12 protein-coding genes are annotated in these 15,977 nt (G+C 65.1%); 6 read left to right on the top strand and 6 right to left on the bottom strand.

The window, feature by feature from the left end; translation table 11 throughout:
* Positions 1-11 precede the first annotated feature (11 nt).
* The 3 genes from C163_RS15095 to C163_RS15085 are packed head-to-tail and all read left to right on the top strand — an operon-like array spanning position 12 to position 5,730.
* Complete coding sequence (locus tag C163_RS15095; protein ID WP_025339537.1) at positions 12-1,181, top strand: efflux RND transporter periplasmic adaptor subunit; 1,170 nt, start codon at positions 12-14, stop codon at positions 1,179-1,181.
* Positions 1,178-4,351: an efflux RND transporter permease subunit gene (locus tag C163_RS15090; RefSeq protein ID WP_025339536.1), complete on the top strand. Its 3,174-nt coding sequence runs from the start codon at positions 1,178-1,180 to the stop codon at positions 4,349-4,351. The genes C163_RS15095 and C163_RS15090 overlap by 4 nt, the downstream gene beginning before the upstream one ends.
* Positions 4,348-5,730, top strand: coding sequence for an efflux transporter outer membrane subunit (locus C163_RS15085; RefSeq protein ID WP_025339535.1), 1,383 nt, complete (start codon positions 4,348-4,350; stop codon positions 5,728-5,730). Before C163_RS15090 ends, C163_RS15085 begins: the two co-directional genes overlap by 4 nt.
* Positions 5,731-5,769: 39 nt before the next feature.
* Here the strand turns inward: C163_RS15085 and C163_RS15080 are convergent, their stop codons facing one another.
* The 6 genes from C163_RS15080 to C163_RS15055 form a co-directional block, all read right to left on the bottom strand.
* A complete protein-coding gene (locus C163_RS15080; protein WP_025339534.1) occupies positions 5,770-7,080 on the bottom strand; it encodes an MFS transporter in 1,311 nt (436 codons plus the stop codon).
* A gap of 64 nt (positions 7,081-7,144) precedes the next feature.
* Complete coding sequence (locus C163_RS15075; protein WP_003257656.1) at positions 7,145-8,125, bottom strand: transketolase family protein; 981 nt, start codon at positions 8,123-8,125, stop codon at positions 7,145-7,147.
* A gap of 3 nt (positions 8,126-8,128) precedes the next feature.
* Positions 8,129-9,016, bottom strand: a complete 888-nt coding sequence (locus C163_RS15070) for a transketolase (protein WP_025339533.1) — start codon at positions 9,014-9,016, stop codon at positions 8,129-8,131.
* Between the two features lie 48 nt (positions 9,017-9,064).
* Positions 9,065-10,156 (bottom strand): glycerol dehydrogenase, encoded by a 1,092-nt coding sequence (locus tag C163_RS15065; protein WP_025339532.1) that lies wholly within the window; start codon positions 10,154-10,156, stop codon positions 9,065-9,067.
* Positions 10,157-10,294: 138 nt separating this feature from the next.
* Positions 10,295-10,987: an SDR family NAD(P)-dependent oxidoreductase gene (locus tag C163_RS15060; RefSeq protein ID WP_013972190.1), complete on the bottom strand. Its 693-nt coding sequence runs from the start codon at positions 10,985-10,987 to the stop codon at positions 10,295-10,297.
* Between the two features lie 84 nt (positions 10,988-11,071).
* The gene (locus C163_RS15055; protein WP_025339531.1) at positions 11,072-11,875 is read right to left on the bottom strand and encodes a shikimate dehydrogenase; all 804 of its coding nucleotides are present in this window, start codon (positions 11,873-11,875) and stop codon (positions 11,072-11,074) included.
* 306 nt (positions 11,876-12,181) lie between these two features.
* Between C163_RS15055 and C163_RS15050 the strand changes: the two genes are divergently transcribed.
* From C163_RS15050 to C163_RS15040, 3 genes are all read left to right on the top strand, one after another.
* Positions 12,182-13,378 (top strand): glycerol dehydrogenase, encoded by a 1,197-nt coding sequence (locus C163_RS15050; protein WP_025339530.1) that lies wholly within the window; start codon positions 12,182-12,184, stop codon positions 13,376-13,378.
* Positions 13,379-13,382: 4 nt separating this feature from the next.
* Complete coding sequence (locus C163_RS15045) at positions 13,383-14,555, top strand: iron-containing alcohol dehydrogenase (protein WP_025339529.1); 1,173 nt, start codon at positions 13,383-13,385, stop codon at positions 14,553-14,555.
* Positions 14,556-14,676: 121 nt separating this feature from the next.
* The gene (locus tag C163_RS15040; protein WP_025339528.1) at positions 14,677-15,951 is read left to right on the top strand and encodes a carbohydrate porin; all 1,275 of its coding nucleotides are present in this window, start codon (positions 14,677-14,679) and stop codon (positions 15,949-15,951) included.
* Positions 15,952-15,977: the final 26 nt, after the last annotated feature.

The following is a 15,977-nucleotide window of genomic DNA, read 5'->3' as shown; positions in this document are numbered from 1 at the left end:
TTATGGAGTTCATGAACGTGAAACTGCCCGTAACGGGCAAAAGGGCGCTGTTCGCCTTGTCGCTGGCGGCATTGCTGGTCGGCTGTGGCCCGCAGGCGCAAGAGAGTGCGCCGGCGGCGCCGAGTGTGGTGGTGAGCCAACCGTTGAAGTCGACCATCAGTGACTGGGACAGCTTTACCGGCCGGTTCGAGGCTACCGATTCGGTGGAGGTACGCTCACGCGTCAGCGGCTACCTGGAGAAGGTGGCCTTCCGGGACGGTGCAATCGTGAAGAAGGGCGATCTGCTGTTCGTTATCGACTCGCGCAGCTTCCTGGCGGCGGTGACCCAGGCCCAGGGCAAACTGGCCCAGGCCCGTTCGCAACAGGCCCTGGCCGAACAGGAGTATGCCCGCGCCAAGGTGCTGATCGATTCCAGGACCATTGCGCAGAGCCTGTACGACCAGCGCCTGCAAGCGCGCGAGGCGGCCCGTGCCGAAGTGCTCAGCGCCGAAGGCGCGCTGGCCAGCGCTCGCCTGGACCTCGAGTTCACCCGTATCACCGCGCCCATGAGCGGGCGTATCAGCCGCAAGCTGATCAGCGAAGGCAACCTGGTCAACGGCGGCAGCAACGATGCCACGCTGCTGACCACCATCGTCTCGCTCGACCCCATCGACATCTACTTCGACATCGACGAGCAAAGCTACCTGAAGTACCGCCGCCAGTCGGCCGGCAACATTGCCGGCAGCCAGGTGCGCATCGCCCTGCCAGGCGAGCTCCAGCCATCGCTGAGCGGGCGCATGGATTTCATCGACAACCGCCTGGACCCATCCACCGGCACCCTGCGCCAGCGCGCGCGGGTCAGCAACCCGGATCTGGCGTTGAGCCCGGGCCAGTTCGGCCGCGTGCAGTTTTCCGCGCGCCCGGCCTACGAGGCCTTGCTGGTGCCGGATACGGCCGTAGGCATCGATGCCACGCGCAAGGTGCTGTATGTGCTCGATGCACAGAACCGCGTCGAACTGCGCCCGGTACAGCTGGGCAAGCTGCATGACGGCCTGCGCGAAGTGGTCAGCGGCCTGCAGGCCGACGACCGGGTCATCGTCGATGGCCTGCAACGGGTGCGCGCCGGCGATACCGCGATCGGTGAGCAGCGTAGCCTGCCCCCGGTGGCCGCCGCCAACCCGGCCCAGGAGGCGCCGCTATGAACCTGGGACGCACCTCGATCGACCAGCCGGTGCTGGCGATCGTCCTCTCGGTGGTGCTGATGATCGTCGGCGGCCTGGCCTACCTGGTGCTGCCGACTTCCGAGTACCCCGACATCGCGCCACCCACGGTGGTGGTCCAGGCCACCTACCCGGGGGCCTCGGCACAGACCGTCGCCGAGACCCTGGCGATCCCGCTGGAGCAGGAGGTCAACGGCGTCGAGGACATGCTCTACATGTACAGCCAGGCCACCTCCGATGGTAGCCTGAACCTGACAGTGACCTTCAAGGGCGGCACCGACGTCGACAAGGCCCAGGTGCTGGTGCAGAACCGCGTCGCCCTGGCCACGCCACGTCTGCCCGAACCGGTGCAGCGCAGCGGTGTGTCGGTGCGCAAGTCCTCGCCGACCCAGCTGTCGACCATTTTCATTTCCTCGCCCAAGGGCACCTATGACCAGCTGTACGTGTCGAACTTCGCCATTCGCACCGTTGCCGATACCCTCAAGCGCATCGACGGCGTTGGCGACATAAACCCGCTGGGCGCGCGAGAGTATTCGATGCGCATCTGGCTGGACCCGGAGCGCGTCGCCGCCTTCGACCTGACCCCGGGCGACATCATCGCCGCCGTGCGTGCGCAGAACACCCAGGTGGCCGGCGGTGTCATCGCCCAACCACCGGTGGCCTCCCAGGCGTTTCAGCCGAACCTGATCTTCGAAGGGCGGCTCAAGGAGCCGGCTGACTTCGACAACATCGTGCTCAAGTCCGGCGAGGCGGGCCGCCTGGTGCGCCTGAAGGACGTGGCGCGTACCGAGATCGCCGGGCTGGCCTACGTCAACAACACCTATTACCTGCGCAACCCGGCCATCGGCCTGCAGGTGCTGCAGCGTCCGGGCGCCAACGCCCTGGCGACCATGCAGGTGGTGGAGCAGACCATGCAGCAACTGAGCAAGGACTTCCCGGAGGGCATCGAATACAGCATCGGCTACAACCCCACGGCGTTCATCGCCGACAGTATCGGTGAGCTGGGCAAGACCATCTACGAGGCGGTAATCCTCGTGGTGCTGGTGGTGCTGTTGTTCCTCCAGGGCTGGCGGCCGTCGATCATTCCGATCCTGGCCATTCCGGTGTCACTGGTGGGTACCTTCGCGGTGATGGCGCTGCTGGGTTACTCGATCAACAACCTGACCCTGTTCGGCCTGGTGCTGGCGGTAGGGATCGTGGTCGACAACGCCATCGTCGTGGTGGAGAACGTCGAGCGCCACCTGGGCGAGGGCAAGAGCCCGGTACAGGCGACCATCGTCACCATGCAGGAGATTGGCGGTGCGCTGGTGGCGATCACCCTGGTGCTCTGTGCGGTGTTCATTCCCACGGCGTTCATCCCGGGGATTTCCGGCGAGTTCTTCCGCCAGTTCGGCGTGACCATCGCGGTGGCCACGGCCATTTCGCTGTTCAACTCGCTGACCCTGTCGCCGGCGCTGGCGGCGATGATCCTGCGCCGTCACGGTGGCCATGCGCCGCTGCGTACCGGCCTGTCAGGCCTGCCGCGGCGCGCTGCCGAAGCGTTCAACCGGGGCTTTGCCCGGCTTTCCGACGGCTATGCCGGCAGCGTCCGCGGCCTGGTTGCCAGGACGCCGCTGATGCTGGCCGTATATGCCGTACTGATCGCCGCCACCGCTTACCTGATGGTGTCCACGCCGAAGGGCTTCATCCCGGCCCAGGACCGTGGCTACCTGGTGGTGATCGTGCAACTGCCCGATGGTGCATCGCTGGAGCGTACCAACGCAATTTCCCAGCAGATCGAAGCCATCGCCCTGCAGGTGCCGGGTGTGGACAGGGTGCCGACCTTCTCGGGCTTCTCGATGGTCACCGGGACCAACTCGTCCAACTCGGCGGGCCTGGCCCCGGTGTTCGAACCTTGGTCCAAGCGCAAGCTGAAGGGCCGGACATCGGATGTGATCGCGGCCGACCTGCGCGAGCGCCTGAAAGCGGTCAGCGGTGCGTCGGTGATCGTCGCCACGCCGCCGCCGGTGCAGGGGCTGGGCAGTACCGGTGGTTTCTCCCTGCGTCTGCAGGACCGTGCCGGGCTAGGCAGTGACGCGCTGGCCAAGGCCTCGGCGCAGCTGATTGCCGCCGCCAACGCCACACCGGGCATGACGGGCGTGTACTCGCCGTTTTCGGCCAGCACTCCGCAGGTGTTCGTCGAGCTCGACCGTGAGCGCGCCGAGATGCTGGGCGTGCCAAGCAGCCAGATCAACCAGGCCATCGAGACCTACTTCGGCTCGACCTATATCAACGACTTCAACCTAGTCGGCCGCACGTACCGTGTCACTGCCCAGGCCGACCTGCCCTACCGGGTCACGCCAGAAGACCTGGCGCGGGTCAAGGTGCGCAACCAGGCCGGGCAGATGGTCCCGCTGGCCAGCGTGACGCAGCTGCACGAGGCCCTGGGGGTAGAGCGCTTCCCGCGTTACAACCTGTTCCCGACCGCCGAGATCAACGGTGACACCTTGCCTGGCCTGGGCTCGACCTATGCCATCGAGACCATGGAACGCCTGGCCAAGGCGAATCTGCCGGCGGGCATCAGCTACCAGTGGACCGACCTGAGCTACCAGCAGACCACCGCCGGCAACATGGGCCTGCTGGTCTTCCCGCTCTGTGTGGTGTTCGTCTACCTGGTGCTGGCGGCGCAGTACGGCAGCTGGAGCCTGCCGCTGGCGATCCTGCTGATCGTGCCGATGTGCCTGCTGGCCGCGGCCGGCGGCGTGCGCCTGATGGGCCAGGACATCAACATCCTCACCCAGATCGGCTTCATCGTACTGGTGGGCCTGGCGGCGAAGAACGCCATTCTCATCGTCGAAGTGGCCCGGCAGCTGGAGAAGGAAGGGCAGGGTATCGTCGAGGCGGTGGTGGAGGCCTGTCGCCTGCGCCTGCGGCCGATCCTGATGACCTCGCTGGCGTTCATCCTCGGCGTCTTGCCGCTGGTGCTGTCCGAGGGTGCCGGCTCAGAGATGCGCCTGGCGGTGGGGGCTGCAGTGTTCTTCGGGATGATCGGGGTAACCCTGTTCGGCCTGATGTTCACACCGATTTTCTATGTGCTGGTTCGCCGCCTTGCCGGCGGCGAACGGCAGGTATCGTCACAGCCTGGGGCTGTCGAACAGGACTTCCAGCGATGAACATGCGTCTTCGTTTCCCCGTACTGGGTTTTACTGCGGCGCTGCTGGCCGCATGCGCCGCCCCAAGCTTGCCGCCGCCCAGCGCTGCACCTGTGCAGCATTACCTCAATGCCCGCTCCGAAGCACCGCTGGCTGTGACCGAGCAGTGGTGGCGCGGCTATCAGGATCCGCTGCTCGACCGCCTGGTGCAGCGGGCGCTGGACGATAACCTCGATCTGCAGGTTGCCCTGGCGCGCATCGATGCGGCCCGGGCCCTGAGGACAGTCAGCGCTGCGGTCGGCAGCCCGGCCCTGGACCTCGACGCCAGTGCCGCACGCCAGCGCACCTCGGCCTACCAGACCGGCTACAGCGAGGCACTGATCGATGCGCCGGTATCGCTGGGCCTGGGCGCCAGCTGGGAGCTCGACCTGTTTGGCCGCATCCGTGAAGGCGTCCGCGCGGCTGACGCAGAGGTGACGGCCAGTGAAGAGCAAGCCCGTGCAGTACGGGTTGCGCTGGTGGGTGAAGTGGTCCAGGCCTATGCCCAGGCGCGCGGCCTGGAGCAGCGCCTGGAGATCGTCCGCCAGAGTGCCCAGAGCCAGGCCGAGACCTTGCAGTTGAGCGAGCAGTTGTACGCGGCGGGCAGCAGCCCGGAAGCCGACCTGCTGCGGGCCCGCGCCCAGGCCGATCGCACTGCGGCCCGGGTGCCGGCGCTGCGCCTGGAGTGGCAGCGCACCGTGCACCGGCTTTCGGTGCTGCTGGCCATGCCCAGTGCCGAGTTGTACGGGCAGATGCATGCCAGCCCGGCGAGTGCGCGTGAGGTGGCCTTGCAGGATGCTGGCACGCCTGCGGACCTGCTGCGTCGGCGTCCTGACGTGAAGGCTGCCGAGGCACGGGTGGTTGCCGCCTATGCGCGGGTTGGCGTGGCCAAGGCAGAGCTGATGCCACGTCTGAGCCTGTCGGCGGCGTTGGGTTCGTTGATCAATGGCATGAGCGCGGCCACGCTGGCCAACTCGACCTTCTGGCTGGCCGGCGTCAATGCCAGCGCGCCATTGTTCGATGGTGGCCGGCGCAAGGCGCAGGTGCAGGTCCGGGATGCCGAGGCGCGGGAGGCGTTGCTGAATTACCGGCGCACGGTGCTGGTGGCGGTGTCGGAGGTGGAATCGGCACTCGCGGCGGCCCAGCGCAATGCGGAACGCCAGGTACTGCTGGCCCGTGCCAGCGAGCAGTCAACCTCGGCCTTCGAGCAGATCCGCCGTTCATGGCAGGCTGGCGAGGCGCCGTTCCTCGATGTGCTGGAGGCCCAGCGCAGCCAGCTCAGTGCCCTGGATGCCCTGGCCACGGTACGCACTGTCCAGTGGCAGAACCAGGCGGCGCTGGTCAGTGCGTTAGGCGGGTAAGCGTAATGGGGGCTGCCTGGCAGCCCCGGCGTTTACGACTCAAACCTGATCGATCGGAATTCCGTGGTTGTTCTTCCACATCAGTACCACGCCACTGGCAATCAGTGCCACGACGATCAGGTAGACATTGAACACCCAGCCAATCTGCTCCGAGTGAAGCCAGGTCGTCACGTACGACGCGGTACCCCCGAACACCGCCACACCCAACGAAATGCACACACCGAACATCCGCGTGCGATAACGGGTAGGGACTTGCTCGGAAATCGATGCGGGCTTGCAGCCGGTAATGAAGGCCACCAGCATCAGGCCGGCAGTCTGCGCCACCATCAGGGTCCAAGGCTCGCTGGAGATCATGCCCCACAGAGGGAACAGGGTTGCCGCGATACCCAGCAGCGAAATCAGTGCACAGACCTTGCGCCCCACCTGGTCCGAGACCCAGCCGCAGACCGGCAGGAAGGCGAGGTAGATGACCTGGGCGACGCAGCTCATCATGAAGGCGTTGTGCGGGTCCATGCCCTTCACGCTCATGGCATAGATCGATGCCGACGTGACCCAGGTGTAGTAGGTCAGGGTGGCGCCTGCTTCATACAGGAACAACCGCACACCGTGTTGCAGCACCTGCCCGCGGCTCCAGCAAGTAGTGTGCTGCGTTGCGCTGCCGGTGCTAGGGCTGTGGTCGCTTTCCATCATGTTGCGGCGTAGCCACAGGGCAACCACCGCCAGCAGGCCGCCGGTGGCGAAGGGGATGCGCCAGCCCCAGTCCTGCATCTGCTCGGTGCTCAGCATCGAGGTCAGCAGGGCCATGTAGAAGGTTGCCAGCAGCGAGCCGCTGCCCACCGCGAAGAACACCGTGCTCGACCACAACCCCCGGCGTTTTGGCGGGGCGATCTCGGCGATGTAGGCGTAGGACGTGGTGGTCTCGCCACCGTGGGCGAAGCCCTGGATCAAGCGCGCACAGAGCAGCAACCCGGAAGCCCAGCTGCCGATCGATTCATAGGAAGGGATGAACGCGATCAGCAGGCTGGCGCCGGCCATCAGCAGCATGGTGCTGAGCAGCACGGTGCGTCGGCCGAGGCGGTCGGCGAGGATACCGAAGACGATGCCGCCCAATGGCCGCAACAGGAAACCTGCGGCGAACACCGCCAGGGTGGCGAGCAGCGCCGAGGTGGGGTTGCTCTTGTCGAACAAGGCACTGGCAATGTAGACGGAGGCAACGGTGTAAAGGGTCCAGTCGAACCACTCCAGCAGGTTGCCGACGCCGGTAGCAAGCAAGGACTTGCGACGCAGGCGTGTGGCGTCAGGCGCGGCGTAGGCAACGCTGCCTGGCAGGGTCTCGGTCATGTTGTTCATTGTAGTCTCCGAGCGAATGGGGCGGGCAGCACCCAGGCTGGCGCTGCCCGTACTGCGGGACGGGTCAGCTCGCCATGTGGGCCAGGGCCACTTCCTCGATACCGGCGGCATCGAGCTTGTAGTGCTGATACAGGTGGGTCGGCGGCGCGATCAGGCTGTATTCGTCGTAGATGCCATGACGCTTGAGCTTGACCCCGACGCCTTCGTCGGCCAGCACCTCGGCCACCGCGGCGCCCAGGCCACCGAGCACGTTATGCTCCTCGACGGTCATCATCCGCTTGCTGCGCGCAGCGGCCTGGAGGATCGTCTCGCGGTCGATCGGCTTGATCGAGGCCATGTCGATCACCCCCACCGAACGGCCTTCGGCATTGAGCTTTCGGGCCGCGGCAAGCGCCGGGTGCACGGTGATGCCACAGGCGATGATGGTCAGCTCCTCACCCTGCAAGTGCTCGGTGGCCTTGCCGAACTCGAAGGTTGTGCCGTGCTCGTAGATGATCGGGTCGCGGCCGCGGCCGATGCGGAAGTACACCGGCTTGTCGTAGCTGGCCGAGGCCTTGATCGCTGCCGCCAATTGCGGGCCGTCGGAGGGCGAGACCACTGCCAGGTCGGCGATCGAGCGCATGGTGGCGATATCCTCGGTGGCATGGTGCGAGGTGCCGTAGAAGCCCAGCGAGATCCCGGTATGGTGGCCGATCAGGCGCACCGGCTGGGCCGAGTAGGCCACGTCCATGCGGATCTGTTCGCAGCACAGCAGGCCCAGGAACGAGGCGAAGGTCGCCACGAACGGCATCACCCCGCAGGTGGCCAGGCCGGCGGCAGCGGTGACCATGTTCTGCTCGGAGATGCCGAACTGGATGTAGCGGTCCGGGAATGCAGTGGCAAACTTGTTCAGGCCATTGGAATACTGCAGGTCTGCCGAGCCTGCCATCACCGGGTGGCCTTCGCGGGCCAGCTCGATCAGGGCATCGGAGAGGTAGGACAGCCCTGGGTTCATGGCATTCAGACCACGGTATTGCCAGGAGTTGGGGGACAGGGGGGCGTTCATGTTTCAGATCTCCTTGGCTTCGATTTCAGCGATCGCGCGTTTGGCGTCTTCAGGGTCCAGGTAGCCCAGGTGCCAGCCCGGTTCGGTTTCCATATAGGAAACGCCTTTGCCCTTGACGGTCTTGGCGATGATGCACACCGGCTTGTCGCGGTTTTCGTCGGCCTTGACCTTGCGCAGAGTGGTGGCAACCGCGCGGATGTCGTGGCCGTCGATGACGTGCACCTCCCAGCCGAAGGCGCGCCATTTCTCGTCCAGTGGCTCGACGCCGATCACGTCGTCGACGCTGCCGTCGAGCTGGAAGCCGTTGCGGTCGACGATCGCGATCAACCGGTTGGCCTTGTGGTGGGCGGCACCCATGGCAGCTTCCCAGACCTGGCCTTCCTGCATTTCGCCGTCACCGAGCATGACGAACACGTCGTAGCTTTCGCCAGTGAAACGCTGGGCCAGGCACATGCCCAGGCCGCCGGAAAGGGCGTGGCCGATGGAGCCGGAAGAGAAGTCGATGCCGGGTACCTTGCGCATATCAGGGTGATCGCCCAGAGGGCTACCCAGTCGCGTGTAGTCATCCAGCCACGCCTTGGGGAACATGCCGAGGTCGGCAAGTATCGGGAACTGGCCAACGGCTGCGTGGCCCTTGCCCATCAGGAAGCGGTCGCGCCCGGCCCAGTCCGGCTCCTCGGGGCGCAGGTTCATCACGTCGTAGTACAGCGCCGAGAACAGTTCGGCAGCGGAGAACACCGAGGTGTAGTGACCGGTCTTGGCGATCTCGATCAGGCGGATGGTTTCCAGGCGGACGAATTTCGCCCGTTCGCGCAGGTGGGCGACGGTCTCGGCGCTGGGCACGAAATCGCTGGCTTTCCAGGCCTCGAGGGTTTTACGGGGTGTAGCCATCTCTACCTCCAAATGCAGGCATAGCAGGGTGGGTGTTGCCGGGGGAAATCAGCGGGTCAGGGATTCGAGCGCGCGCATGGCTTCGATCAGTTCACCGCTGTGTAGGGGTTGGCCGTTGCCACGCACGAAGTTGCGTGCGTGGGGGGCTTGCAGGGTGGGTTCGGCGACCTTGAGCAAGGTGGCGTCATCGACGCCCGTCACACCCAGTTCGGCCAGGTTGCAGGGCAGTCCGATGCGTCGGTAGAAGGCCAGCAATTCGGCCATGAACGCCGCTTCGCGGTCTTCAAGTACCAGTTGCACCAACAGACCATAGGCAACCTGCCAGCCATGCACCTGGTCGCGGGCACCGGGGATCTTCGACAGGCCACGGGTCATCGCGTGGGCGATGGACAGGCCGCCACTCTCGAAGCCCAGGCCGCTCATCAGCAGCACGGCTTCGATCAGGCGCTCGAACGCTTCGTTGACCTGGCCGCTGCCGGCCAGCGCCAGGCCCTCTTCGGCATGGGCGCGCAGCACGCTATAGCATTCGCGGGCCAGGGTGACCCCGGCAATCGACGGGCGAGCGCCAAACATGTTCACGCCACCGGCTTTGAGGCACTGCTCGGCTTCGAACTTCTTGGTCAGTGCGTCGGCGATGCCGGCCAGCAGGAAGGGGCGCGGGGCCTGGGCTATCAGGCGGGTGTCGACCAGGACATAGCGTGGGCTGCTGAGCAGGTGGCCGACTTCGCTGAGTTGGTGATGCTCGTCGTAGACCACGAAGTTTTTCGAAGTAGGCGCATCGTTGGAGGCGACCGTTGGCATGCTCACCAGCGCCGCACCGCAGGTGTGGGCCAGCGCCTTGCCGGCATCGATCGATTTGCCGCCACCGACCGCCAGGACCACGTCGAAGTCAAAGCGCGCGGCCGATTGGCGCAGGCCGGCGATGCCCTTGGCGGTGATTTCGCCATCGAAGGTGATGTAGTGCAGTTGCACGTCGGCGCGGGCGCAGGTGGCGTCGAGGCGCTCCTTGACCAGGCCGATCACGAAGCTGTCTATGACCACGACGGCTCGGCGGCCGCAATGGGCCAGGTACTGGCCTGCCTCGTCAAGAACACCGGGGCCTTGCACATAGCGCCCGGGTGAGCCGAATACCAGATTCATACGGCACCTCTTTATGACTGCTTGTTGTTATGCGAGACCTCAGGGGTCTGCGTCATTTGTGATGCATCATATATCATGCGTTATGGCCGTCAAGCGTCTTCGGGGGCAGTGGTAGCCATCTGTCTGTCGAATGGGATATCAGGCGATGGAGTAGCCGCCATCGACGGCCAGCGTGGTGCCGGTGATATAGCGGGCGCTGTCAGACGCCAGGAAGGCGATGGCATTGGCCACGTCCTCGGGTTGGCCCCAGGCGTTCATCGGGATGCGTGACAGAATGCCGGCCGAGCGGGTCGGGTCTTCATAGGCTCGGCGCGACAGCTGGGTGAGGATCCAGCCCGGGGCCACGGCATTGGCGCGCACACCGTCGGCGGCCCAGGCCACCGCCTGGCAACGGGTCAGCTCGCTGATCGCGGCCTTGCTCGAGGCGTAGGCGGGGGTCTTGGCCGAGCCGAAGATGCCCCACATCGAAGCGAAGTTGATCACCGCGCCGCGCGCCACTTTCAGGCCCGGCAAGGCGGCATTGCTGATGCGCAGGACGGCGGTCAGGTTAACGTCGAGCACGCGGTTGAAACCGTCGATTTGCCATTCCCGGTTGTGGTCGATCACGCCGGCGGCATTGACCAGGGCATCGACCCGCTCGAAGCGGCTGAAGAAGCCGTTGACCTCGGCATCGCTGGTCACGTCCAGCACCTGATAGTGGATGCCTTCGACCCGTGCCTCAGGTTCGCCCAGACCCAGGGTGTGCACCTGATAGCCATCGGCAAGCAGGCGCTGCGCGGTTGCCAGGCCGATGCCCGAGCCGCCGCCGGTGATGATTGCAATCTTGCTCATGGGTGTAGCTCCTTTCGGGATGTGTACATGGGTGGGGCCTGACCCAGACGCCCCGCGAACAGGCCGACAAAGGCACAGGGCGCGTCAGCGACCGGGCGCTGCGCCAAACAGGTAATCGGCCAGCAGCTCGAGCTGCCCGGTGAGCATGTGCACGCCCTTGTGGATGGGGCAGCCACGGGCCTGGGCCGCTTCGAGCAACGGGGTGACATCAGGATTCATCACCACCTCGCCCACCAGCGTGCCTGGCTGCAGGGTATCGGCCGCCAGCGGCAGCGGATCGTCCGCCTTCAGGCCCAGTGCGGTGGCGTTGATCACCACATCGAAGCCGCGTGCATCGGCCGCACCCGCAGCGATATCTCGACCAGGCATCAGCGTGCGCAACTGCGCGGCGAGTGCTTCAGCCTTGGCCAGCGAACGGTTGGCGACCACCAGCCGGGTGATCGGCTCATTGAGCAGGGCATGGGCGATACCGGTGGCGGCACCACCGGCGCCGAGCAGCAGCACACGCCGGCCGCCCAGGTCATGGCCCTGGTTCTTCAGGCCACGTACGAAGCCTTCGCCATCGAACATGCGCCCGACGAAGCGGCCATCGGGCAGACGACGCGCGACGTTGCACACCTTGAGCACTTCGGCGATGCCCAGCAGCTCGTCGCACAGGTGGGCCACCTCGATCTTGTGCGGCACGGTCACGATCACCCCGGCGAGGTTTTCGATACCACGCAGGCCAGCCCAGGCCGAGGCCAGGTTGTCGGGCGAAACCTCCCAGGGCACCAGCACCCCGTCATGCCCCAGGCGTTCAAGAAGCGGGTTGAACAAGGACGGTGTTCGCAGGTGCTTGGCTGGGTAGGTGAGATGTACCACCACCCGGGTAGTGCCGGTGACAGGCATGGCTATTTCCTTGAAAGCTGGCGTGGAAAGGCAGAGCGCGGGCCAGCGCCGCGTTCGTTATTAGATTCATAAATGCATCATATATCATTAGTCAATCCCCATCCGTGCCGCAAAAGTCTTTTGCATGAAAGTCAAAAGACTTGATCTTGCGATTTGAAAATCAAACATGATATATCATGCCTCCAGTCGGCTGCGGCCGCTGAACGTCCTGATATCAAAAACAACAAGGCCTTCTACGAAAGGCGAGGATGACCTCATGCACGGAATGCTTCATGCATTGCCGGCCCTGCGTGACGGGAGGTGCGAATGACCCAGATATTCGCCGCGCCCGGTCGCTACATTCAGGGCTACAAGGAACTTGAACGCCTTTACCGGCATATCGCCTGGTTTGGCCAGCGCTTCCTGATCATCACCAGCCAGGGCCGTCTGGATAGCCTGCAGCAGACTCTGGCCATCAGCTTCGACAAACCTGAACATGCCCTGCATTACGCCGTATTCGAAGGCGAAGTCACCCGAGCCGAGGTGCAGCGGCTGTGTGCGTTGCGCAAGCGACTGGGCTGTGACGGGGTGGTCGGGGTGGGTGGTGGCAAGGTGCTCGACGCCGCCAAGGCGGTTGCCCAGCAGGGCCGGCTGCCGCTGTGCATCGTGCCCACGGTGGTCTCCAACGATGCCCCCACCAGCGCCTTGTCGGTGCTCTACCACCCGGACGGTGCCTTCGACGATGTGCTGTTCCACGAGCGCAACCCGGACGTGGTGGTGGTGGACACCTGGATCATCGCCCAGGCGCCGGTTCGCCTGTTGGTGGCTGGCATCGGCGATGCTCTGGCGACCTACTACGAGGCACGCACCTGCGTGCAGGGCGATCACGACAACTTCCTTGGTCTGGCCGGCGGTGGCCTGCAATCGAGCGCGGGCGGCGGCAAGCCGACCCTCACATCGATGGCCATCGCCCAACTGTGCCACCAGGTGTTGCAGGCCGATGCGGTGCAAGCCGTGCGGGCCTGTGCGCAGCAGCAGGTGACCAAGGCGCTGAACCGGGTGATCGAGGCCAACGCACTGATGAGCGGCATCGGTTTCGAGAGCAACGGGGTGGCCACCGCTCATGCCGTGTATTGCGGCTTCAGTGAGCTGGGTCCACGGGCCACGGCCTACCACGGCGAATACGTGGCCTTCGGCACCCTGGTGATGCTGGTGCTCGAGGGTGCGCCGGCCAGCGAGCTGGATGGCCTGCTGCGACTGTGCCTGGCGGTTGGCCTGCCGGTGTGTTTCGCCGACCTGGGCCTGGCGGACCTCAGCGAGCAGGAGTTGCAACGGGTGGTGCAGGTGGCGGCCTCGCCGCAGCAGACCAGCCGCGTCGAGCCCTTCGACGTCACTGAGTGGGAGATGCGCGCGGCGCTGCTTGCCGCCAGCGACCTGGGGGAGTTCTACAAGAAAGGCGGATCGGTTCTGGCAAGTTCGGCCAGCCCGCGTTTGCCATCAGTCATTCGCCACGAGCAGAGGTAAGTAGATGAAAGCATTTCAGGCAAGCCTGCCGGTCAAACTGGACTTCGAGGCCGGTGCAATCCGCCGCATGGGTGAAAAGGTAGCGCCGTTCGGCAACAAGGTGCTGTTGATGGTCGACCCGTTCCTTGAAGGTAGCGAGCTGGTCGCCCAGGTGCTCGGCAGTTTCGCCGAGCGTGGCATCAGTTTCCTCGAGTTCTACGACATCGTGCCCAACCCGCGCCATACCACCATTGACCGCGCAGTGGCGCTGGTGCGTGACAGCGGCTGCCAGGCTGTGGTGGCGATCGGCGGCGGCAGCGCCATCGACTCGGCCAAGGCCGTGGCGTTCGTCGCTGTACATGGCGGCCGCTGTTGGGACTACACCGAGCGTCTTGGTGAGCCGGTGACGAGGCCGCAGTCCCGTGGTCTGCCGCTGCTGGTGGTGCCGACCACCTCTGGGACCGGGACCGAGGCGACACCATTCGCGGTGATCAACAATCCTGAGCTGGGCCTCAAGTGTGCCATTGTCAACCCGAACATCTACCCGGATGTGGCGTTGATCGACCCGCAAATCCTGGTTTCCAAACCGCCACGGCTGACGGCGCTGACTGCCGTGGATACTTTCTGCCACGCACTGGAAGCATTCATCAGCATCCATGCCACACCCTGGGTGGAAATGGTCGCGCTGGAGTCGATCCGCCTGTTTGCCGCCAATGCCCTGCGCTGCGTGGAGCATGGGGACGATCTGGAGGCGAGGGCGCGCATGGCCTTTGCGTCGACCCTCGGTGGCATGGCCATTGCCAGCGCCGGGGTCACCGTATCCCATGCGCTGGGCCAGCCATTGGGCGCCATGACCGATGCGCCCCATGGCGGCACGGTGGCAGCCAGTACGCCGCAGGTGATCCGCTGGACCCTACCGGTGGCCGAGGACAAGTTTGCCCGGGTGGCCGAGATCCTCGACCCGGGCACTCATACCTTGCCGATAAGCGAGCGCGCCGCGCGCCTGCCTGACATCGTCAGCGCCCACTTCACCCGCCTGGGCGTACGGGACACGTTCGGCAGCTATGGCCTCAAGCCCGAGCAGGTGGATGAGTTCGCTCAGGTGGTGTGGACCAGCTTCAACCAGGACCTGGCCTGCCACCCCAAACCCATTCGTGACCAGCAGGAGGTGGCCGAAATCGTCCGCCAATGCCTGTAGTTGGCGTCACCCAGCCCTGGCCGCCTTGCGCGCGGCCAGGTCAGTGACGCCAGGCGCCCTCGTTGCACGCTCGCAAAGCTGAACAAAAACCACAAGAAAACAGTTTCGGGAACAGATCGCAATGACAAGAACCACCTTGATCGGGGTCGGGTTGCTGGGCGTGTGCGCCTTGCAGCAGGCCCAGGCCGACAACTACTCACCCGGCAATTTCCTGTTCGGTGACTGGCAGGGGCAGCGCACCCGTCTGCATGAGCAGGGGGTGGACCTGCAGTTCACCTATGTCAATGAACTGGCCTACAACACCCAGGGCGGGGCGCAGCACAAGGGCACCTACAGCGACCAGCTGATGGCCGACGCCCGCTTCGACCTGCAGCGCCTGTTGGGTTGGCAGGGGGCCGCGTTTCGCATCACCTTCACCAACCGCAACGGTGAAAGCCTGACCCGCGAAGCCGACACCGGCACCCTGCTGGCCGCCCAGGAAATCTACGGCTATGGCAGTGTTACCCGGCTGGTGCAGTTCTATTACCAGCAGGCACTGCTCGATGAGCGTTTGCTGTTCAAGATCGGCCGGCTGCCCATGAGTGGCGATGTATTTCCGTTTTCCTGCACGTTCCAGAACCTGACCTTCTGTGGCACGGTGCCTGGCTACATCACCCCCAACTGGTTCACCTGGCCGGTCAGCCAATGGGGCGCGAGCCTGGCGGCGCAGTTGGCCGATGACTGGTGGCTGAACACCTCGGTGTACCAGGTCAACCCGCACTTTACCGAGAACAGCCAAGGGTTGAACTTCGGCAGCCCCTCGGGCACCACCGGTTACCTGGCGGTTGGCGAACTGGCCTGGAAGCCGGTGCTTGGTGGCCTGCCTGGCAGCTACCGGGTTGGCGTGTGGCGCAATACTGGCGACTTTGATGACCTGTACCGGGACATCGATGGGCAACCCATCGGCTTGACCGGCGCGGCACCCGCGCAGCACGACCAGGCCAGCGGCTACTACGCCATGGCCGAACAGCAGGTCTACCGCAACCCGGACAATGCTGCGCGTGGCCTGACGCTTTTCACCAACTTCATCCAGTCCGACCGGGACGTTTCCAGTGTCGAGCGGCTCTGGCACCTGGGCGCGTTCATCCGTGGGCCCCTGGCCCAGCGCCCGCAGGACGAGATCGGGCTGGCGTTGGGCCGCCTGGAGGTTAACCCGCGTTCGGCGCGGCGTGTGCAGCAGGCCAGCGGCCTGCCCCGGCGGGCCGATGTCGAGTACCCGGTCGAACTCTATTACGGGTTGCAGCTGACACCGGCACTGACCCTGCGCCCCAACCTGCAGTACGTACGCAACCCCGGCGGCTTCGAGCATGACCGCAGTGTCGTGGTCTGGGGCCTGAAGACCGAAATCAGCTTCTAGTGCAGTGCCGGCGTCAGGCCGACGTC

Origin of the sequence: Pseudomonas sp. FGI182 (genome assembly GCF_000511325.1) — a bacterium.
GTDB classification, from domain to species: Bacteria; Pseudomonadota; Gammaproteobacteria; order Pseudomonadales; family Pseudomonadaceae; genus Aquipseudomonas; species Aquipseudomonas putida_Z.
This window is presented reverse-complemented; position numbering and strand designations above follow the sequence as displayed.

What these genes read in the sequence shown, in the direction of transcription:
- C163_RS15095 (WP_025339537.1), top strand. Translation starts at nt 12, where the DNA reads ATGAACGTGAAACTGCCCGTAACGGGCAAAAGGGCGCTGTTCGCCTTG.
- C163_RS15090 (WP_025339536.1), top strand. Translation starts at nt 1,178, where the DNA reads ATGAACCTGGGACGCACCTCGATCGACCAGCCGGTGCTGGCGATCGTC.
- C163_RS15085 (WP_025339535.1), top strand. Translation starts at nt 4,348, where the DNA reads ATGAACATGCGTCTTCGTTTCCCCGTACTGGGTTTTACTGCGGCGCTG.
- C163_RS15080 (WP_025339534.1), bottom strand. Translation starts at nt 7,080, where the DNA reads ATGAACAACATGACCGAGACCCTGCCAGGCAGCGTTGCCTACGCCGCG.
- C163_RS15075 (WP_003257656.1), bottom strand. Translation starts at nt 8,125, where the DNA reads ATGAACGCCCCCCTGTCCCCCAACTCCTGGCAATACCGTGGTCTGAAT.
- C163_RS15070 (WP_025339533.1), bottom strand. Translation starts at nt 9,016, where the DNA reads ATGGCTACACCCCGTAAAACCCTCGAGGCCTGGAAAGCCAGCGATTTC.
- C163_RS15065 (WP_025339532.1), bottom strand. Translation starts at nt 10,156, where the DNA reads ATGAATCTGGTATTCGGCTCACCCGGGCGCTATGTGCAAGGCCCCGGT.
- C163_RS15060 (WP_013972190.1), bottom strand. Translation starts at nt 10,987, where the DNA reads ATGAGCAAGATTGCAATCATCACCGGCGGCGGCTCGGGCATCGGCCTG.
- C163_RS15055 (WP_025339531.1), bottom strand. Translation starts at nt 11,875, where the DNA reads ATGCCTGTCACCGGCACTACCCGGGTGGTGGTACATCTCACCTACCCA.
- C163_RS15050 (WP_025339530.1), top strand. Translation starts at nt 12,182, where the DNA reads ATGACCCAGATATTCGCCGCGCCCGGTCGCTACATTCAGGGCTACAAG.
- C163_RS15045 (WP_025339529.1), top strand. Translation starts at nt 13,383, where the DNA reads ATGAAAGCATTTCAGGCAAGCCTGCCGGTCAAACTGGACTTCGAGGCC.
- C163_RS15040 (WP_025339528.1), top strand. Translation starts at nt 14,677, where the DNA reads ATGACAAGAACCACCTTGATCGGGGTCGGGTTGCTGGGCGTGTGCGCC.